At 59.9% G+C, this 20,013-nt stretch carries 17 protein-coding genes; 11 read left to right on the plus strand and 6 right to left on the minus strand.

What is annotated here, in order from left to right; genetic code table 11:
- The first annotated feature begins 128 nt into the window (after positions 1–128).
- The 4 genes from H9642_RS09325 to H9642_RS09340 all read left to right on the plus strand — a co-directional run bounded on the left by H9642_RS09325 (position 129) and on the right by H9642_RS09340 (position 5,257).
- The gene (locus H9642_RS09325) at positions 129–1,514 is read left to right on the plus strand and encodes an FAD-binding oxidoreductase (protein ID WP_251836169.1); all 1,386 of its coding nucleotides are present in this window, start codon (positions 129–131) and stop codon (positions 1,512–1,514) included.
- Positions 1,515–1,746: 232 nt separating this feature from the next.
- Positions 1,747–1,875, plus strand: coding sequence for a hypothetical protein (locus H9642_RS09330; protein WP_251836170.1), 129 nt, complete (start codon positions 1,747–1,749; stop codon positions 1,873–1,875).
- Positions 1,876–2,627: 752 nt separating this feature from the next.
- A complete protein-coding gene (locus H9642_RS09335; protein WP_251836171.1) occupies positions 2,628–3,644 on the plus strand; it encodes a ligase-associated DNA damage response exonuclease in 1,017 nt (338 codons plus the stop codon).
- Positions 3,641–5,257 carry an ATP-dependent DNA ligase gene (locus tag H9642_RS09340; RefSeq protein ID WP_251836172.1) on the plus strand — a complete coding sequence of 539 codons (1,617 nt, stop codon included), beginning with the start codon at positions 3,641–3,643 and terminating at the stop codon, positions 5,255–5,257. The genes H9642_RS09335 and H9642_RS09340 overlap by 4 nt, the downstream gene beginning before the upstream one ends.
- Before the next feature lie 207 nt (positions 5,258–5,464).
- Here the strand turns inward: H9642_RS09340 and H9642_RS09345 are convergent, their stop codons facing one another.
- The 4 genes from H9642_RS09345 to H9642_RS09360 all read right to left on the minus strand — a co-directional run bounded on the left by H9642_RS09345 (position 5,465) and on the right by H9642_RS09360 (position 10,288).
- Entirely contained in the window at positions 5,465–6,832 is a 1,368-nt protein-coding gene (locus H9642_RS09345; protein WP_251836173.1) for a heavy metal sensor histidine kinase, read from the minus strand.
- The gene (locus H9642_RS09350; RefSeq protein WP_251836174.1) at positions 6,829–7,500 is read right to left on the minus strand and encodes a heavy metal response regulator transcription factor; all 672 of its coding nucleotides are present in this window, start codon (positions 7,498–7,500) and stop codon (positions 6,829–6,831) included. The genes H9642_RS09345 and H9642_RS09350 overlap by 4 nt, the downstream gene beginning before the upstream one ends.
- A 114-nt stretch (positions 7,501–7,614) precedes the next feature.
- Positions 7,615–9,168, minus strand: coding sequence for a cation:proton antiporter family protein (locus H9642_RS09355; RefSeq protein WP_251836175.1), 1,554 nt, complete (start codon positions 9,166–9,168; stop codon positions 7,615–7,617).
- Between the two features lie 223 nt (positions 9,169–9,391).
- Entirely contained in the window at positions 9,392–10,288 is an 897-nt protein-coding gene (locus H9642_RS09360; protein ID WP_251836176.1) for a universal stress protein, read from the minus strand.
- A gap of 200 nt (positions 10,289–10,488) precedes the next feature.
- Between H9642_RS09360 and H9642_RS09365 the strand changes: the two genes are divergently transcribed.
- The 3 genes from H9642_RS09365 to H9642_RS09375 all read left to right on the plus strand — a co-directional run bounded on the left by H9642_RS09365 (position 10,489) and on the right by H9642_RS09375 (position 13,248).
- Positions 10,489–11,466, plus strand: a complete 978-nt coding sequence (locus H9642_RS09365) for a ribose-phosphate diphosphokinase (protein ID WP_251836177.1) — start codon at positions 10,489–10,491, stop codon at positions 11,464–11,466.
- Positions 11,467–11,475: 9 nt separating this feature from the next.
- Positions 11,476–12,597, plus strand: coding sequence for a CapA family protein (locus H9642_RS09370; RefSeq protein ID WP_251836178.1), 1,122 nt, complete (start codon positions 11,476–11,478; stop codon positions 12,595–12,597).
- 90 nt (positions 12,598–12,687) lie between these two features.
- Positions 12,688–13,248, plus strand: a complete 561-nt coding sequence (locus H9642_RS09375) for a phosphoribosyltransferase family protein (RefSeq protein ID WP_251836179.1) — start codon at positions 12,688–12,690, stop codon at positions 13,246–13,248.
- Between the two features lie 9 nt (positions 13,249–13,257).
- Here H9642_RS09375 and H9642_RS09380 read toward each other — a convergent pair whose 3' ends face one another.
- Together H9642_RS09380 and H9642_RS09385 are read right to left on the minus strand one after the other, a co-directional pair.
- Positions 13,258–13,926, minus strand: coding sequence for a dienelactone hydrolase family protein (locus H9642_RS09380; protein ID WP_251836180.1), 669 nt, complete (start codon positions 13,924–13,926; stop codon positions 13,258–13,260).
- The gene (locus tag H9642_RS09385; RefSeq protein ID WP_251836181.1) at positions 13,913–14,620 is read right to left on the minus strand and encodes a phosphoribosyltransferase; all 708 of its coding nucleotides are present in this window, start codon (positions 14,618–14,620) and stop codon (positions 13,913–13,915) included. The genes H9642_RS09380 and H9642_RS09385 overlap by 14 nt, the downstream gene beginning before the upstream one ends.
- A 571-nt stretch (positions 14,621–15,191) precedes the next feature.
- Here H9642_RS09385 and H9642_RS09390 point away from each other — a divergent pair.
- Genes H9642_RS09390 through H9642_RS09405 form a run of 4 tightly spaced genes read left to right on the plus strand, consistent with a single transcriptional unit; the run spans position 15,192 to position 20,010 of the window.
- The gene (locus H9642_RS09390) at positions 15,192–16,670 is read left to right on the plus strand and encodes a glycosyltransferase family protein (RefSeq protein WP_251836182.1); all 1,479 of its coding nucleotides are present in this window, start codon (positions 15,192–15,194) and stop codon (positions 16,668–16,670) included.
- Positions 16,667–18,235, plus strand: a complete 1,569-nt coding sequence (locus tag H9642_RS09395; protein ID WP_251836183.1) for a glycosyltransferase — start codon at positions 16,667–16,669, stop codon at positions 18,233–18,235. Before H9642_RS09390 ends, H9642_RS09395 begins: the two co-directional genes overlap by 4 nt.
- Entirely contained in the window at positions 18,232–19,128 is an 897-nt protein-coding gene (locus H9642_RS09400; RefSeq protein ID WP_251836184.1) for a class I SAM-dependent methyltransferase, read from the plus strand. Before H9642_RS09395 ends, H9642_RS09400 begins: the two co-directional genes overlap by 4 nt.
- A gap of 48 nt (positions 19,129–19,176) precedes the next feature.
- Positions 19,177–20,010 carry a class I SAM-dependent methyltransferase gene (locus H9642_RS09405; RefSeq protein ID WP_251836185.1) on the plus strand — a complete coding sequence of 278 codons (834 nt, stop codon included), beginning with the start codon at positions 19,177–19,179 and terminating at the stop codon, positions 20,008–20,010.
- Positions 20,011–20,013: the final 3 nt, after the last annotated feature.

Here is a 20,013-nt window from a genome sequence, read left to right on the forward strand (position 1 = left end):
CGTGGAACTGCACGCCAGCTCTGCCACGCTAAACGGAACGCCCATCATTTAACAGGTGGGGTTCATGGATCGCATACCATTGACGCACTCGCGGACCCTTTCCTTCGCCGCCACTCGCGGAGGTCCCTATGAAACCGCTTCAGCAAACCCATATCGACGCCTTCAAAACCCACTTTCGCGGAGAAGTGCTGGTTCCCGGCAGCCCGACCTATGACGAGACGCGTGAGATCTGGAACGCCATGATCGACCGCCGCCCCGCTCTGATCGCCCGTTGCACGTCGCCTGAAGATGTCGTCCAAGCCGTCACGTTCGCGCGCACGCACAACCTCCTCGTCTCGATTCGCGGCGGCGGGCACAACATTGCCGGCAATGCCGTCTGCGACGACGGCCTGATGATTGATCTGTCGTTGATGAAGAACGTGCAGGTGGACCCGGACGCGCGCCAGGCGAGCGTTGAGCCCGGCTGCACCCTCGCTGATTTCGACAAGGCCGCGCAGGCACACGGCCTCGCCACGCCGCTGGGCATCAACTCGACCACGGGCGTAGCCGGCCTGACTCTGGGCGGTGGTTTCGGCTGGCTGAGCCGCAAGTACGGGATGACCGTGGACAACCTGCTCGGCGCCGATGTCGTCACGGCGGATGGCCGCCAGGTGCACGCCAGCGCAACGGAAAACGCCGACCTTTTCTGGGGTCTGCGCGGGGGCGGTGGCAACTTCGGTGTCGTCACCCGCTTTCAGTTCCAGCTGCATCCGGTCGGGCCGGACGTGCTCAGCGGGCTTATCGTCTTCCCGTTCGACCAGGCGAAGGCCGTGCTCACGCAGTTCGCCCACTTCACCCGGACCATGCCGGACGAACTCAACGTCTGGATGGTGACACGCAAGGCGCCCCCGCTGCCCTTCCTGCCCGACGAGGTCCACGGCAAAGAAATGGTCGCGCTGGCGCTGTGCTATGCGGGGGACCCCGCTGAGGGCCAGAAGCTGATTGAACCCTTGCGCGGGTTCGGCACGCCGCTCGGCGAACATATTGGCGTACAACCCTATTGCGCCTGGCAGCAGGCATTCGACCCCCTTCTGGCCTTTGGGGCGCGCAATTACTGGAAGTCGCATAACTTTTCCCAGCTCAACGATGAGGCCATCGCCATCATCCTCGAGTACGCCGCCAAGCTGCCCTCGGCACAGTGCGAGATCTTCATCGGCACGATCGGCGGCCAGACAGGGCGTGTGGCACCCGGCGCGATGGCGTACTCGAGTCGGGACGCCAATTACGTGATGAATGTGCATGGACGCTGGGAGTCCGCCGACGAGGACGCGCGTGGCATCGCCTGGGCGCGCGAGTTCTTCGCCAAGGCACAGCCGTTTGCCAGCGGTGGCGCGTACATCAACTTCCTGACCCAGGACGAAACCGACCGCATCGCCTTCGCCTACGGCGATACGTACAACCGACTCGTGGAGCTGAAAAAGAAGTACGACCCGACCAACTTCTTCCGGATGAACCAGAACATCAGGCCGGCTTGAGCGGTTTGTTGGGCAGCGGTGGCTAACAGAGGTGGCCGGGCGGCACTGAGCATGCAAGCGATTCGGGTAACGGCTCGATCAGATGAACTTGTCGTGCGGGGCTCGGCGCAGATGCGTGAGTCCAGGGACCCCGTGATTGAGAGGTTGCCCCCGTGAATCTCCAAAAAACTGAAGAAGAGGCGCTCCACCTTTCTAAAGAAGAGAGCGAGCACAGCTGATTCAGCGATTGGTATTGAGTCTGGATTCGCCATCAGATCCAGAACTCAGTTCCGATTGGCTGCTTGAGGCCCGACGTAGAGCTGAAGAGCTTGATGATGAAAGTGTCCACGCTGCCCAGCGAAGATGTGATGAGCAGGGCTAGAGCCCTGCTCAAATGAGTCATCAATTCCACCCGGCAGATACCAAAAGGAGCAAATTTATTCCTGTCTTAGTTAGCGAATGAAATAGCGCTGTCCCTTGCTGGGTCATGCCTGCTGAAATGTTAATTCTATTTTGACATCATGGTGGTCCGACTCCCTTATCGGCCTGACCATGACTCATAAAAGCCTGCTTATTTTAGCCATTGGCGCAACCTTGCTCGCTGGCTGTGCAACCGCTCAACAGACACCTCCAGCGGCTCCTACCTGGGTAGACCGGGGCCATGGTGTTGTCACTACCCCGTCGCGCAAGAACGCATGTTACGGGGACGCCAAGCTCGTAAGCGGAAAACGCATCACTGCTGACATCTGCTACCTCTCTGGCGATGGCTTCCGACTTCTAAGCGGTTTCAAGCCGCAGGTGGAAGTCTGGATTAACGACCGAAGACATATGCTCGGCGACCTAGAGAACGCGACCAAGACCGGTCTTACCCGGCACTACCCGTCTAACAACATTACTCTCGCTCTCAAATGCGAGCCCATTCCTGTATTAGAAGAGCACTACGTGCGGCCTGGCGACCTGTGTGAGCTGACCGTTAACGACAGGGCGTTTGTCAGCGTTTCGTTCTATTACACAAAATAATGTGCTGCGGCTCTTGTCTGCTGCGGGGCTTGGTTACTCAACAAAAAGGAGGTTCGAACCTCCCCCGCCCTACCCCACTCTTAACCTGCAGAACCCTCTTGCCCAGGTATCTGCATGGACCTGATCGTTGCCCGCCCGGAAGGCCTTTATTGCCCGGCCGGTGATTTTTATATCGACCCGTGGCGCGGTGTGGATCGGGCGGTGATCACCCATGGGCATGGCGATCATGCGCGCTGGGGCAGTCGGCAGTATCTGGCTGCCGCGCCCGGCGAGGGCGTTCTGCGGGCGCGGCTGGGGCAGGACATCAACCTGCAGACGCTGGCCTACGGCGAGCGCATCGACCATCACGGCGTGACCCTGAGCTTCCATCCCGCCGGCCATGTGCTGGGCTCGGCGCAGGTGCGCCTGGAGTACCAGGGCGAGGTGTGGGTGGCGTCGGGTGATTACAAGGTGGAGCCGGATGGCACCTGCGCGGCCTTCGAGCCGGTGCGCTGTGACTGCTTCATCACGGAATCGACCTTCGGCCTGCCGATTTACCGCTGGGCGCCGCAGGCGGAGATCTTCGCCGACATCAATGCCTGGTGGCGGAGCAATGCCGAGGCCGGGCGGGCCAGCGTGCTGTTCGCTTATGCCTTCGGCAAGGCGCAGCGGATTCTCCACGGTATCGATGCCAGCATCGGCCCGCTGCTGGTGCATGGCGCGGTGGAGCCGCTCAATGCGGTGTACCGCGCCGCCGGCGTGGCGCTGCCGGCCACACGCTACGCCGGCGACGTTCGCAAGAACGACCCGGAGCTGCGCCAGGCGCTGGTGATCGCGCCGCCCTCGGCCGGGGGCAGCACTTGGATGCGCCGTTTCGGTGACTGCAGCGATGCCTTCGCCAGCGGCTGGATGCTGTTGCGCGGCACGCGCCGCCGGCGTGGCGTGGATCGAGGCTTCGCGCTGTCCGATCACGCCGACTGGCCCGGCCTGCTGTGGGCCATCGGGCAGACCGGCGCCGAGCGGGTGATGGCCACCCACGGCCAGGTCGAACCGCTGGTGCGCTACCTCTGCGAACAAGGCCTGGATGCCCGGGCCTTTGCCACCGAGTACGGCGAGGAGGACGACACGCCGGTCAGCGAGGAGTCGTCATGAAGGCCTTCGCCGAACTCTACGCGCAGCTGGATGCCACCACGTCCAGCAATGCCAAGCTGCAGGCGCTGCAGGCCTATTTCAGCCAGGCCGAGCCGGCCGATGCGGCCTGGGCGGTGTACTTTCTGGCCGGCGGCAAGCCCCGCCAATTGGTGCCCACCCGCCTGCTGCGCGACCTGGCCACACGCCAGGCCAATCTGCCCGACTGGCTGTTCGAGGAGAGTTACCAGGCGGTGGGTGATCTGGCCGAGACCATCGCGTTGCTGTTGCCTGAGGCCGGCACCGGCAATGACCAGGGGTTGGCCTGGTGGATGGAGCATCAATTGCTGCCCTTGATGCCGCCGGAGCAGTTGGCCGAGCGCCTCGCCCCATTGTGGGCGCAACTGGATCGGCCGAGTCTGCTGGTGTGCCTGAAGCTGATCACCGGAGCGTTTCGGGTGGGCGTCTCCAAGCTGCTGGTGACCCGCGCGCTGGCGACGTTGGCCGGGGTGGATGCCAAGCGCGTCGCCCAGCGCATGGTCGGTTACCTGGCGTTGATTGCCGAGGAGTCCACCGACGAACACGCCCAACGCGGCGGCCAGCCCTACCCGTTTTTCCTGGCCCATCCGCTGCAGGAACCGCTGGAGCGGTTCGAGGCGCTGCTCGGGCCGCCTGAAGACTGGCTGGTGGAATGGAAGTGGGACGGCATTCGCGCGCAGCTGATTCGCCGCGACGGCCAGTCCTGGCTGTGGTCGCGTGGCGAGGAACTGATCACCGAGCGCTTTCCCGAGCTGCAGGCGCTGGCCGAGGGGCTGCCGGATGGCTGCGTGCTGGATGGCGAAATCGTCGCCTGGCGCGACCCACCGGCCGGCAGCACGGCGGCGTTCGGCATTCTGCCCTTCGCCCTGTTGCAGCAACGCATCGGCCGCAAGACCCTGACTCGCCGCGTGCTCGACGACGCGCCAGCCGTGCTGCTGGCCTACGACCTGCTCGAATACCAGGGCGAGGACTGGCGCAGCCGCCCCCAAGCCGAACGCCGCACGGTGCTGGAACAGTTAGTCGGCGAGATCGCCGCGCCGACCCTGCGCCTGTCGCCCCGGCTGAGCGGCGAGAGCTGGGAAGCGCTGGCCGAGCAGCGCGAAGCCTCGCGCACCCTCGGCGTGGAAGGGATGATGCTCAAGCGCCAAGACTCGCTCTATGGCGTGGGGCGCACCCGCGACCTGGGTCTGTGGTGGAAGTGGAAGATCGATCCGTTCTTCGTCGATGCGGTGCTGATCTACGCCCAGCGCGGCCACGGCCGCCGCGCCAGTCTCTACACCGATTACACCTTCGCGGTCTGGGATGATTCGGCGCCCGGCGAGCGGGTGCTGGTGCCCTTCGCCAAGGCCTATTCGGGACTGACCGATGAGGAAATCCGTCAGGTGGACGCCATCATTCGCAAGACCACGGTGGAGACCTTCGGCCCCGTGCGCAGCGTTACGCCCTCAATGGTCTTCGAGCTGGGCTTCGAGGGCATCGCGCTGTCCAAGCGCCACAAAAGCGGCGTGGCGGTGCGCTTTCCGCGCATTCTGCGCTGGCGTACCGACAAGCGCGTCGAGGAGGCCGATACCCTGGCGACCTTGCAGGGGTTGCTCTGAGGGCCAACATCCCTTTCAACTGGCCCCTAGACCAGACAACCACCGGAATTATGCTGAGGTCGGAAGTTATCCCTGCTGAAGTCGGCCAAGGCTTCACCTTGTCTGCAAAACGTTACGGCCACGTAGGGTGGACAACGCTTTACCTGTCCACCATAACGAACCTTCCCCTGCGCCGCTGTCAGGGAGCAAATGCTTAAATGCTCCCACCTACACCCCCAGCGGAAACACCAACACAAAACAGGTGCCCTGCTCCCCGCTTTCCACCCGCACGCTGCCGCCATGCAGTTGCATGATCGAGCGCACGATGGCCAAGCCCAGCCCGCCGGAGCCGCCCGGCTGGGCACGGGAGGGGTCGCAGCGGTAAAAGCGTTTGAACAGCCGGGGCAAGTGTTCCTCGGCAATCGGCGGGCCCTGGTTGTGTACGCTGATTTCCAGCCCTTCGTCGCTGCGCTGATTGCGAATGTGGATCGGCGTACCGGGCGCGCCATAACGCAGGGCGTTGACCAGCAGATTGGCCAAAGCGCGGCGCAGCATGTCCGGGTCGGCTTGCAGGCTGCCCTCGGTTTCGTTGACCAGGCGCATGTCGTTCTCTTCGGCCATGCCCTCGAAGTACTCGCACAGCTGCTCCAGCAGCGGGTGCAGCTCGACCTGCTGCAGGTTCACCGAGGTGTTCGGCTGCTCGGTGCGGGCGATGAACAGCATGCTGTCGATCATCCGCGCCAGGCGTTCATACTCCTCCTGATTGGACGCCAGCAGGTTCTGGTAGTCCTCGATGGAGCGGGTTTTACGCAGGGTTTGCTGGGTGTGGCCCATGAGGTTGCTCAGCGGCGTGCGCATTTCGTGGGCGAGGTCTTCGGAGAAACGCGACAGCTGGGCGAAGCCGTCTTCCAGGCGCGCCAGCATCTGGTTGAGCACCCGGCTCAGGGTGCGTAGCTCGCTGACCTCCTGAGTCTCATCGAGGCGCAGATGCAGGTGCTGCACATCGATGTCGGCGGCGCGCGCGGCGAGCTGGCGCACCGGGCGCAGGCCGCGCTGGCTGACCAACCAGCCCAGCATAAAAGCCAGCAGCGCCCCCATCAGCAGGGCGAGGGCGAGCTTGATGCGATAAGCGGCGAGCATCTGGTTGCGTTCGTCGAGCAATTTGCCGGCGACCAGGGTGACGCTTTTTTCGCCGCGATACACCGAAACCCAGGCCAGCCGCGCCGGTGTTTTACCCAGACTGTCGGTCAACTTGACCATGTCACCCTCGGGCAACTGGGGAACCGGCAAGCCCGCCTGGTTGATCTCGATCAGCACCTGGCCTTGCTCGTCGATGATCCACAGCAGGCTTTCGCGGTTGCCGAGCATGTTGCCGTACAGCTGTGGCCAGCTACGCAGCGCGTCGATGCTCTTGCTGTCGTCGAGCAGCGCGCGCATGCGCTCAAGACGCCCGAGCAGGATCAGGTCGTCGCGCCAGGCCACCTCTTTGTTGAGCGCCTGAAACAGGTAAAGGCCGATGGCGCCGAGCAACAGCGTGCTGGCCAGGGCAAACATCAATGCCAGGCGCAGGCTGAGCGAGCGGGGCCAGAGGATCACGGTTGCTCGCCCAGCAGATAGCCCATGCCGCGCACCGTGTGGATGAGCTTTTGCGGGTACGGATCATCGACCTTGGCGCGCAGACGGCGGATCGCCACGTCCACCACGTTGGTATCGCTGTCGAAGTTCATCTGCCACACCTGCGCGGCAATGAAGGCACGCGACAGAACCTCGCCTTCGCGGCTCATCAGCAGGTGCAGCAAGGCGAATTCCTTGTTGGTTAGGTTGATGCGCTCACCCTGGCGGGTGACCTGGCGGCGCAGCAGGTCCAGTTGCAGGTCAGCCACTTGGAATTCCGCCGACTCACGCGGCGGCCCGCGACGCAGCAAGGTGCGCACCCGCGCCAGCAGCTCGGCATAGGAAAAAGGCTTGACCAAATAATCATCGGCGCCCAGCTCCAGGCCTTTTACGCGGTCCTCCACCGCATCACGGGCGGTAAGAAACAGCACCGGCGTTTGCGAAGTCTGGCGGATATTTTGCAGCAGTTGCCAGCCGTCCAGGCCAGGCAACATCACATCGAGAATGATCAGGTCGAACGCTTGCGTTTGGATCAGCTGTTGACCATCCAGGCCATTGAGTGCGACCTCAACCCGATAGCCAGACTCACTCAGGCCCTTGCGCAGGTAGTCCGCCGTTTTGACTTCATCTTCGACCACCAGAATGCGCATCTCGGACTCCAAAAAAAGGCCATAGGCTAAATCGAGATTAGGTGTCCGACTATTACAAACTGGTAATTTGTGACCATCTCACCTGACCGAAATATCGATTTTTCCAACCCCGCACTACTCTGCCCTGCCCTCCAACTGCTCCGCCACGCTCTGCGCCAGGCCCGCGCCTGCCTCGGTCATGGTGAGGTAGGTGTGGTCCGCCCCTGCTGCCTCGATCTGCCGGGCGACGTCTTCGTAGAGGGCGTGGGACACCACCAGGCCTTTGAAGCCTTTTTCACGCAGCTTGTGACAGGCGATGATCTTCGCCTCGGCGTCGTTCATGGTCAGGATCACCGCCTCGGTCTGATTCATTTCCAGGCTCTGCCAGAAGGTCTGATCTTCGGCGTCGGCGTAGAGAATGTTACGCCCGTCACGGGTGGCGCGTTCGACCTTCTCCGGATCGGAGTCCAGGCTGACCACTCGGTAGCCTTTTTCGTGCAGATAGTCATAGGCCGCGCGGCCGGAGCGGCCCATGCCCATGACCAGAATCTGCGCATCGCCGAGCGACACCGGCTGTTCATCGGGGTGACGGATATTGCGCTCCAGCGGAATCAGGCGACTCGCCAGACGGTCATAAAACTGCGCGGAGACGCGGTTGAACTGGGCGGACAGAATGAACGAGAAAGCCAAGGTGATCGCCAGGGGAACCAGCCATTGCGGCATCAACACGCTGATGACGATCAGGCCAAACTCGCTGTAGTGGGTCAGGCTGGCGGCGCTGAGGAAGGCGCTGCGCGAGCGCAGGCGAAAAGCCAGGAACAGGAAAAAAAACAGCAGCGCCTTGAGCGGCAACAGCAACGATATCACTGCGGCGAAAACCAACGCATGGACATCCGGCAGACCGCCGATGCCGATCTGTAGAAAAAAGCCGACCAGAAAAACTTCCTTGACCGACCACAGCGAGTCGGACAGCTCATTGGCACGCGGGTGCTTGGCCAACAAGACGCCAAAGGCCAGCGCGCCCAGTTCTGAACTGAGCCCGACCGCCTCGAAGCCTTCGCCACCGACCACCAGCGCCAGCATCAAGCCAAGCAGCACCAATAATTCCTCATGACCGCTGCGATCGAGCAGGCGGTACAGCAATGGGCGTAACAGTGGTAGCAGGAACACCAGCAACGCCCAGGGCGACGGGGCACGGCCGCTGGCCAGACTCATCACCACCAGCGCAATCAGGTCCTGCACGATCAGCACGCCGATTGCCACCCGACCGTGAAAAGCACGGAGTTCTCGCCGGCTCTCGAGTATCTTGGCCGCCAGTACGGTGCTGGAGAAGGTCAGCGCCACCGACAGCATCAGGCCGTCTTGCCAGCTGACGTCCAGAAACAGCAGGATCGGAGGCAGCATCAACCCGAACAACAATATAAAGTGCAACAGACAGACGCCCACTACCTCGGGGCGCGCCAGATTACCCAGTTTGAGTTTCAAGCCGACCGTGAACAGCAACAGCAGCACACCTAGATGTGCCAAATGACCCAGGATTTCGCTGTCCTGGCGAGTAATTCCAAGTTGGTTATCGAAGGCGGCCAGGGCAAAACCAGCGCCCAGGTAGCCAATCAGCGGCGGCAACCCCAGACGGCGAGCCACCAGCCCCAAGCCAAAGGCAAATGCAATCCACGTGGCTTCAATCATCGTGTGGGCTCGGCAATCGGCGAGGCCGCGTTGTTATCGAGACATTCCAGACGGCGAAGAAGTCCTGATTCTCGCCCTGCGACCAAACGTCTATCGCTGAATGGAGCTGGTGCCTACGAGGGGGCGGCGCAGCTACGCCGTCCCTGCGCCTGTTGGGGGAAGGGCGCCTTCGTATAGGATCGCGCGGATAGCGCAGGCAAAGGCCCCCTTTAGAGCTGGCGAGCTAGGGCTTGATCGCCAAAATGCTGCACGGCGCCTTGTGCAACAGGTGCTCCGTCGTGCTGCCCAACAGCCGGTTATCGCCTTGCCGATGGACAGTGCCCATCACCAGCACGTCGGCCTCCAGGCGATGGGCGCATTCGGAAATGGCCGTTCGCGCAGCCCCCGTCACGAACTGCTGACGCTCGGGCGGTACACCATGCTCTTCGGCCAGCGAGGCGAAGAGTTTTTCCAGTGAATGGCGCATATCTTTGGCCAGATCCGCCCAGGCCAAGCCACTGCCGCCTGCATCCGTGACATACGCCTGGGCCGGGTCGTATGCATACAGCAGGTGGAGTTCGGCATTGCATTGCAGCGCCAGACCGATCGCCTCATGGATGATGCGCTCGTTCAGACCGCTGATCTGCGTTTCGGGACGCGAAGGATCGACCGCCGCAATGACCCGGCGCGGCAAGGCCTGCAGATTATCGGCGCTGACCAGGTGCACCGGCACAGGACTTTCGCGCAGCAGGTGCCAGTCCAGCGGCGTGGTGAACACGCGCTTGAGCAGCGGTTCGTGGCGCACATCCTTGATCAACAGGTCCGGCTGCAGCTCCGCCGCGTACTGGCCAATTTCCTCCAGCACATCATCGGTGAACACGGCCTGACAGGTCACCGACAGGCCATTCGCACGCAGCGGCTTGGCCGCCTCATTGAGCTTGTAACGTTGTTCCTGCAGGTAATTCTTGCGCGCCGTGTCGCGCAAGTCTTTGTCCAGCAACAGGGGCACGACAGGTTCGATGAACACCGCGATGTGCAGTTCGGCGCCACTGGCACTGGCCAGCGCGGCGGCGCGCTGCATGGCTGCGGATTGCAGGTTGACGGGATCGGCGATCAGAAACAGGCGTTTGTATTGGCTCATGGAGTACTCCGTCGATGTGAAGATCGGGTTACGGTGCGCTCGCCTGCCGACTGCCGAGCAGGGCCGTCTTGATCCTCAGCATAGGCCAGCCGTACCGTTTGATACCTGATCTCACGGACAATGGTAGCTGCCCACCTACTTGACTCTGCCCCCACAGGGACAATGCTGAAAACATCAGCGCCGCGTCGTGGAGAGGTGTCATGGGCACAGAGCCACCCATGCTGTTCGCCCTGCAAGGCAGCCAGGACTACGCACGTCGCGTGGCGCAACGTCTCGGCTGTCCGCTAAGCCCCCACGATGAGCACGAGTTCGAGGACGGCGAGCACAAATGCCGGCCTCTGGAGTCGGTCAATGGCCGGCAGGTAGTGGTCTTCCACGGCTTATATGGCGATAACCGGCACAGCGTGCACGACAAGCTTTGCCGGCTGCTGTTTTTCTGCGCGGCCCTCAAGGATGCCGGGGCTTGTCAGGTGCAAGTGGTCGCGCCCTACCTCTGTTATGGACGCAAGGAACGCCGCACCCATCCCCAGGACCCGGTGATCAGCCGTTATGTCGCAACCTTGTGCGAGGCATGCGGCGTGGACCGGTTGATGAGCCTTGAGGTGCATGATCTCGCGGCCTTCGGTAATGCCTTTCGCATACCGACCCTGCATCTGTCCTGCGCCGAGTTGTTCGCCGCCCATTTCGCCCCGCTGCTGCTCGGCGATGCGGAGGTGGTTGCGGTGTCTCCGGACGCGGGCGGCGCCAAGCGGGCGGAACTGTTCCGCCAGGCGCTGCAACAACGCATCGGCCGTCCGGTTGGCAGTGCGCTGATGGAAAAACATCGCAGCAATGACGTGGTCACCGGCGCGCTGCTGGGCGGCGACGTGCAAGGCAAGACGGCCATCATCGTCGATGACCTGATCAGCACTGGCGGCACGCTGCTGCGTGCCGGCCAAGCCTGTCGGGCGAACGGGGCCAGCCACGTGTTCGCCGCCGCGGCTCACGGGCTGTTTACCGAAGGCTCCGGTCTGCTCGACAGCCCGCAGTTCGAGCACATCGTCGTCTGTGACAGCGTGCCTGCCTTTCGCCTGCCGGCGGAGTTGGTTGCGCGGCGCTTGCACATTCTCGATACCACAGCGGCCGTGGCGGCTCTGCTGGCGGACGGCTATGGCCTCCTCCTCCCCACGCCGTCGTGAGCACCTGCCATGTCAGGTAGCGCATCCAAATGCCGGCTGTTTCTGACCGGCGACCTGATGCTGGCCCGTGGCATTGATCAGATCATGCCGCACCCGGGCAACCCCAGGCTCTACGAACCCTGGGTCAAGGATGCCCGCGACTATGTGCAACTGGCGGAACGGCGCAACGGGCCAGTGCCCCGGCCGGTGGAGTTCGATTATGTCTGGGGCGTGGCGCTGGGGGCGTTGAGTCAACGCCAACCGGACCTGCGCCTGGTCAATCTGGAAACAGCGGTAACCCGCCGAGGCAAGCCGCAGCTCAAGGGCATTCATTACCGCATGCACCCGGCCAACCTGCCCGTGCTCCTGAGCGCCCGCATCGACGCTTGCTCCTTGGCCAACAATCACGTGCTGGACTGGAGCGAGACCGGCCTCGCCGACACCCTCCACCACCTGGGCATTCAGGGCCTGCGCCATGCCGGCGCGGGGCGCGACCTGCGCAGCGCCGAGGCGCCGGCCATCCTGGCGCTGCCGGGAGAACGACGTCTGCTGCTGTTTGCCTTTGCCACCGGCGATTGCGGCGTGCCGCCGGAATGGGCGGCCCGTGATGATCGCCCGGGTGTGGCCCGCCTGGATGATCTCTCAATGCACAGCGTACAGCGCATCACCCGCTGCATTGCTGCCCGGAAACGGCCCGGCGATCGTGTCGTCCTCTCGTTGCACTGGGGCGGCAACTGGGATTTTGCCGTGTCTGCAGAACAGCGGCGCTTCGCCCATGCACTGATCGACAACGCCGGTGTGGATGTGCTGCATGGCCATTCTTCGCACCATATCAAGGGCATCGAAGTCTATCGCCAGCGTTTGATTCTCTATGGCTGCGGCGACCTGTTGAACGACTACGAAGGCATCGAAGGCCACGCGACCTATCGCGGCGAACTCGGCCTGTTGTATTTCGCCGACCTGGACAATGAAGGCCGCCTGCTGGCGCTGGAGCTGCTGCCTACCCGCCTGCGGCGCCTGCGCCTGGAGTGGGCCGAGGGCGAGGACCGTCGATGGGTACAGGACACCCTGCAGCGCGAATGTGCGCGCCTGGGCTGCAGTCTTCATAACAGCGGCGATCGGGGTTTCGCCCTGGATTGGCCGATGCCCTGACCAGACGATAGCCAACCGGACGGCACCAACAGGCGCATCACGCCCGGCGCGCTATGGTTAAGCCGCTGCCATTGCCCATGGAGAAGCCCCATGCCCAACCCTGTTCAACGGTTTTGCCTGTACGACGCCAAGGAAGTCGATGATGTACTACGGCGCATGGCGCACCACGCGGCGATTCTGCTTGGCGACCGGCCGGCTGCGCTGGTCGGCATCCTGCGCCGCGGCGAGCCGCTGGCCCGCCTGCTTCTACAGCATCTGGCACAGTTGACCGGGCAACCCGAATGGCCGCTCTACCCGCTTAAAGTGAAGCGCTACGCTGACGATCTCAGCCTGCTGCATCCACACACGCTGTTGGCTGAAAACCCGCAACTGGCCGCACTGGATCTGGCCAATACGCCCTTGCTGGTGGTCGACGATGTGCTCTATGAAGGCCACTCGCTGCTGCGCACCTGCGCCTACCTGGCCCATCTGGGCGCTACCGAGGTGCGCACAGCGGTGCTGGTCGACCGGCACGCGTGCCGCCAGCCCGTGCGAGCCGACATCGTCGGCGTGCATTTGCAGGTCGCGGCTGACGATGTCGTGGAATGTCACGTGCCGCCTTATGAAGACCAATTGCGCATCGAAGTCTGGCGCCACGGTGCCACGCACTGAGCTGACCTGTTACCGCTCAGCAGGAGAATTGAGGAACCGCGTAAACCAATCACCGGCCAGCCGCGCCACTTCATTCAGCGTGCCAGGTTCTTCGAACAGATGACTCGCACCGGGCACGATCTGCACCTGCTGCTCCCCATGCAGACGCTGGCTGACTTCGCGGTTCAGGCGCAGCACCTCATGGTCTTCGCCACCGACAATCTGCAGGGTGGGCGCAGCAACCCGGCCCAGCGACTCCTCTGCCAAATCGGTACGCCCACCCCGGGAAACCACCGCACGAATCGCATCCGGCCGCTCCGCTGCGGCCACCAGCGCCGCGGCCGCCCCCGTGCTGGCGCCAAACAGTCCCAGGTGCAGGCCAGATAATTCGTGGTCGTAACCCAGCCAGTCGATCACGCTGATGATGCGCCGCGACAGCAACGGGATGTCGAAACGCATTTCGTAAGTGACATTGTCGATGCGCTGTTCCTGCTCGGTGAGCAGGTCGAACAACAGCGTCGCCAGCCCTCTCTCGCTCAAATAATGTGCCACTTGCTGGTTGCGCGGACTGCGCCGGCTGCTGCCGCTGCCATGCACAAAGACCACCAACCCTTGGGCCATCTCCGGCTGCAACAGATCTGCCGCCAGCCCGGCATCGCTCAGCGTCAGGAACAAGGGCATTGCTTCACAAGCTCGCATCCGACTTACCTCCTGCGGTTTGTTCGCACTCGCGCTGCCAGGCACGCTGCAGAAGCTCGATAACGTGTTGATCCGGTACCTGGGTGAAGTCCCGGTACCAGCGACCGATGGCGATCAGGTCGTCGGGAGCCAACGGACAGACCACTTCATCGGCCTCGATCCGCAGCTGCGCCAGCGTCTCGGGGGGCGCCACGGGCGCCGCAACGACGATGTGCGCAGCGCCCTGTTGACGCACAGCCTGGACCGCCGCCCGCATGGTCGCCCCGGTGGCGATACCATCATCCACTAACACCACCCACTGGTCATGCAAGGCGGGTACTGGCCGGCCGGCTCGATAGGCCTGGTCGCGGCGCAACAGCTCATGGGCCTCTTGATCGGCCACGGCTTCCACCGCTTCATCACCTATTCGGAGCGCACGGATCACGTCGCGGTTCAGCACCCGCACCCCACCGCTGGCAATCGCCCCCATGGCCAGTTCAGCATGTCCCGGCACACCCAGCTTGCGCACCAGCATCAGATCCAGGCGCACATTCAGCGCCATGGCAATTTCATAGGCAACCGGGACACCGCCTCGTGGCAAGGCCAGCACAATGGCGTCGGATCGTTCTCGGTGGCCGTCCAACAACCCTACCAACGCCTGCCCAGCGGCGACCCGGTCGGGAATGGGTATTTCCAGTGAAGCGTAACGGGTCATCCGGCAAACCTCGAATGGGTGGTCAGGATGAGTGCGAGGTTTGCCTAAGATCCAGCAATCCCCGCCTGGCTATGACTGCGGTTATTCACTGCTTCTGTGCATTCTTTCAGCATAGAAGATGCACGAATGTCCTACAGGCTCCGCCCGCCATACCTGTGCTCAAGGCCTCAGCAATTAGAAAGTGGCATGGCTTCAAACCGAAGGCCGCTGCAATAGTTGCCCCCATACAGAAACCAGGCCATCCATCGGTAGCTCTCAGCGCCTCAGGAGAACTCTGCAGCCCTTGCTGCCAGGCCTGAAAGGCCCGTTTTAGAGCCGAAACGAGACCGCGGTAACGTAAATCACAAACTGACCACACGGTCACCCGATAGAACCCCAGCGAGCGCTTGCAACCCGAGCGAAATACTGGTGCTATATCGCTCGACTGATAACTCAGGGCGTTCAACGCAGCCGTAATCGTGCCGCCACGGAGCCCCTTAAATCAGCATAAAGCTTGGCTGCTTAAAATAATATTTGATAAGCCACGTTGCTCCATTGCGGCGTGTTTATCCAGCCGTAGATAGCCATAAAAATGATAATTCTAATAAGCTCAAAAATTCGCAGCGCCAATATCCAGGCATCGCTGGGCAAGCCCGAGTACAGCTATTTCTTCTTGATGAAGGATTTCTTGCCTGCGCTGGAGCGGGCAGGCACAGTCATTGTTGTCGATGACCCCATTCAAATCGACAGCCTGTATGCTCAATATATCGAGCAAGGCGAAAAAGTCGTTTATCTCAGTTTTGGCCCACCTCATCAGACTTCCCTAGGGCTTCGCTGCCCCACTTTTTGCGTATTCGCTTGGGAATTCGACAGCATCCCGGATGAAGCCTGGGATGATGATCCTCGACACGATTGGCGTTATGTGTTCGCTCGGATTGCAGGCGCCATAGCACTTAGCCAGGAAGCAGCCAACGCAGTTACTAAAGCGATGGGAGCGTCGTATCCTGTCATTGCGCTACCCGCTCCTTTATGGGATCGCCATGCACTTGGCTCCGACTCTGGACTACTACCTCAGCTGAATGTGCGGCGGTTGTCATTCAACGGCCAAACTCTTGACAGCCCCCTGCTTGGTTTGTCCGCTGATGGTTTGGCACAACCGAATGAACCGGTCCGCAACCCCTTACCATCGATTACCCCTCCCTTGACTGGATGGGCTTTGCGCTGGGCAACCACCCGCGCACTAGCCAAAGGCTGGTGGAGCGAAGCAATTCTTCCCTTCTTACCTCAGTCGATAGCAGAACCCGTTGTCACTCCGCGTACCGATCCAAAAGCAGTGCCCATCGAGACTATCGCAGCCTCCGACAAACTTCTGTCTACGCCCAAGCTACTCAAGCTATCAGGAGTGGTTTACACCAGCGTGCTTAATCCAGAAGACGGACGAAAAAACTGGATAGATCTGATTAGTGCGTTCTGCTGGGCCTTCAAGAATGAAGTAAATGCGACGCTTATCGTCAAGATGGTACACGCTGACATTGAAAGCTATCGCACGCAGGTTATGACTCATCTCTCGCGGCTTGCCCCGTTCAAATGCAGGGTTGTGATCGTACATGGATACTTGACTGATGCGGAGTATAAAGATCTTATCAAGGCCAGTACCTTTTACGTCAACTCATCGGCATGCGAAGGATTATGCCTGCCATTAGTTGAGTATTTATGCAGTGGCAGACCGGCAATCAGCCCTTTGCACACAGCAATGCTCGACTATATAACTGAAAAATTAGCCGTATTGGTCAAATGCTCCATTGAGCCTGCTAGTTTTCTGCACGATCCAGCCAATCGGCTTCGTACTCGGCGCTATCGACAAAGCTGGGACTCACTGGTGATGGCCTACCAGCGTAGCTACATCATCGCGACCGAAGAGCCTGAACGGTACAGGCAAATGTCTTCGGACGCTCGAACTGAGTTGAAGGAATTTTGTTCAGTGGAGCGCGTGAGCAAAAAACTGGACAAATTTCTGGCAAATAATCTGAACGGGCTGGATGATTTCGGAAGCAGGGAGCGCCAGGCATGAAAATACTCGTGTATTCCGAAACGACTGCCGAGACGATTAAAACAAACCTGGGTTTGCCGGAATACAGTTATTACTTTGTGCTCAAAGAGTTCCTGCCGGCATTAAATGAGCTAGGCGAAGTTGTAATCGTCAAAAATCCTGAGCAGGAAGTCGATGCTCTTTATGCACAGTACCAAGCGAAAGGGGAGTCTTGCGTTTTTCTCGTCTTTGCGCCACCCCATAAAACACCGATTCATTTTCTCTGCCCAACCATCCCAGTGTTCGCCTGGGAATTTGACAGTATCCCCAACGAACCCTGGCTGAATGATCCGAGTCAAGATTGGGGATACATGTTGCGCCAATTGGGGCACGCCATTACTCACTCTGAATTCACCGTAGCGACCGTACATGACCTACTGGGGCCTCAATATCCTGCCATATCAATACCAGCGCCAGTTTGGGACCGCTTCAATGAAATCCGTAGCGCAGCACATAGGCTTCCCAGCCCAACGCATACCGTTCAATTCGAAGGAGTAATGCTAGACAGCCTCAAGATTGATCTTTTTGATTATCTATATGCAGATCCCGATAAAGTCCACGCCAATACATATGGAAAGTTTGGGCAATCCGTCGAAGCAATTGAGCCTACCGAACAATTGACCACTGCCCAGAGCCTAACTCCGCCCCTCGCCAGGCGCCCGGACCTCTCAACCTGGCTACGCATCACCCTACGTTATGGAATTGAATGGTATCGACTGGTGCTGCGTAATTCGCTGCCAAACGCTTTGTCGCGTGTGCTGGCACGACTGTTCCGGAGCGTGAATCGACGCAAGCTAACGCTGCCCCCAAACCTATCAACCGTACCTGCTCCCACCGTAAGCGAGTCGATAGAACTCAACAAAAGCAACCCACTGTCCCCCTCCGACCATTCGATAAAATTGGAAGGGGTGGTTTTCACTACAGTATTCAATCCATATGACGGCCGAAAAAATTGGCAGGACCTGCTAACAGCGTTCTGCACAGCCTTACGTGAAAAAGCGGACGCGACGCTGATATTCAAACTAACGCACCGTGAATATCACTCAGCAATAACAGCCATGCTCAAGTGCATGGCGCAGCTACCAGAGTTTAACTGCCGGGTTCTGTTGATCCAGGGATACTTGGGAGATGACGACTACAAGTCGCTGGTACACGCGACCTCCTTCGTCGTCAATGCATCATATGGCGAGGGTCAGTGCTTGCCACTCATGGAGTTTCTTTCATGCGGAAAACCTGCAATAGCACCCAGGCATTCAGGCATGACGGATTACATCAATGAAGACGTGGCTTTTGTGGTAGATAGTTGGCGGGATGCTTCGGCCTGGCCGCACGACCCGCGCCTGGCCTGCAGAACACGGCGCCATCACGTTAGCTGGGAGGCTCTAACTCAAGCTTACGCAGAGGCCTATCTAACGTTCAAAGAGCATCCAGAACGTTATAAATATATGTCGGAACAGGCTATTTCCGCGATGCAAGTACATTGCTCCCGTGCTGCTGCCGTAGCCAAACTGGAACCGTTACTTCGCACGGCGAGCCAAGCATCATGAACTTGCATAAGCATATTTTTCATAAATTAGGCAAGTATTTCCGTCGATCACAAAAGACCTCGAAAATTCACGCCGAAATCCACCATGCAGAAATTCAGGCAGATTATGTGGATTCTCAAGATTGCGGATTGTTGGACGCCGTGCAGAGTGGCTGGTTTCTTAACGACAGCAACGAACTATACAAAGGGTTTGCAATCCACCCCACCGATGTCGTTCTGGATGTCGGTTGTGGCGCGGGGGGTGCAACATTGTTCTGCGCACGCCGAGGCGCACATGTAATTTTTGTCGATAGCGATGCAGAAAAGATCGCAATGGTCAATTCCTCCGCGCGACAAACAATTGCAAGGAAAGTTGAAGGTTATGTTTCCAACAGCCTGCCGCTTCCACTGCCCGATAACCTTGCTTCGCGGATCATGGCTCAAGAAGTCCTGGAGCATGTAGAACAACCAGCAGAAATCCTGCGCGAGCTTGTACGCGTAGGCCAGCCAGGAGCGCTTTACTTACTCACCGTCCCCCACCCAACGGGAGAGAAAATACAGAAAGAAATTGGCCCCCAAAGCCATTTTGAAGCACCTAACCATATAAACATATTCGAGACTGATGAATTTGAAAGCTTAATCACGGACGCAGGCCTTGTTATCGAGAGCAAAAGTAGTTATGGGTTTTATTGGACTATGTGGATGTTCCTGTACTGGACCACGCAAAAAGCTTCCAAGCAGCTCCACATAGGAGCTACTCACGATCTGATTAAGGCTCCTTATCCAGCACTGCTTAATGACTGGGCAAAACTCTGGCATCAAATAATTAAAATCCCAGAAGCAGCACCAATGAAGCAGGCCCTTGATCAATTATTGCCCAAAAGCCAGGTTATTCTTGCTCGGAAGCCTAATTGAGCACTGCTTACCCACACAGACGCTGAACTCTTTTCGAAGGAAGGTAGGATGCTGCAACGATTGAAACGACTGATCTCGGCGAAAGAGGCCTCCTCTACCCTCTTGGTTCCAGCTCCAGTGGTTCAGGAACCTGATAACTCGCTTAACGACCCAACCTTGACCGATGCCTGTCTAAGTGGCTGGTTTCGCCGAGAGACTGGTGAGTTATTTGAAGGGTTTCCAATCAACGCCGAGGATTCGGTACTGGACATCGGCTGTGGTGATGGCCCGTTTGCATCATTTTGTGCAGAGCGCGGCGCAGAAGTGATTTTCGCTGACATTGATGCTGGCAAGGTTGCCGCCGTTGAATCCTTACTCAAGGGCTCCCCTGCGCGGGCTATACAACCGCTGGTTACAGATGCTAACCCAATTCCGCTGCCCAATGACCGGGTCAATAAAGTAATCGCCATGGAAGTACTGGAACATGTGGCCGATCCGGCGCAATTCATGCGCGAATTGGTACGTGTGGCCAAACCGGGAGCCCAATTCCTGATCACCGTCCCGGACCCGCTTGGCGAGAGCGTACAGAAGAAGCTGGCGCCGGCCGCCTATTTCGAACATCCGAACCATATTCGTGTTTTTCAGCGGGAGGAATTTACCCGCCTAGTCGAAGAGGCCGGTCTGATTATCGAGCGACGAGCTGATTACGGATTCTACTGGTCGATCTGGTGGTTCTTCTTCTGGGCCTGCAAACAAGACCTGTCGCCCCCCTGGCATCCATTGCTTGAGTCATGGACGGCTACTTGGAATTTATTGCTTTCCACGCCTGACGGTCCGCGTATCAAGAAGGCGCTGGATGAGGCCATGCCTAAAAGTCAGGCGATTATTGCACGCAAGCCGTGATCC

It is taken from the genome of Serpens gallinarum, assembly GCF_014836765.1.
Lineage (GTDB): Bacteria > Pseudomonadota > Gammaproteobacteria > Pseudomonadales > Pseudomonadaceae > Serpens > Serpens gallinarum.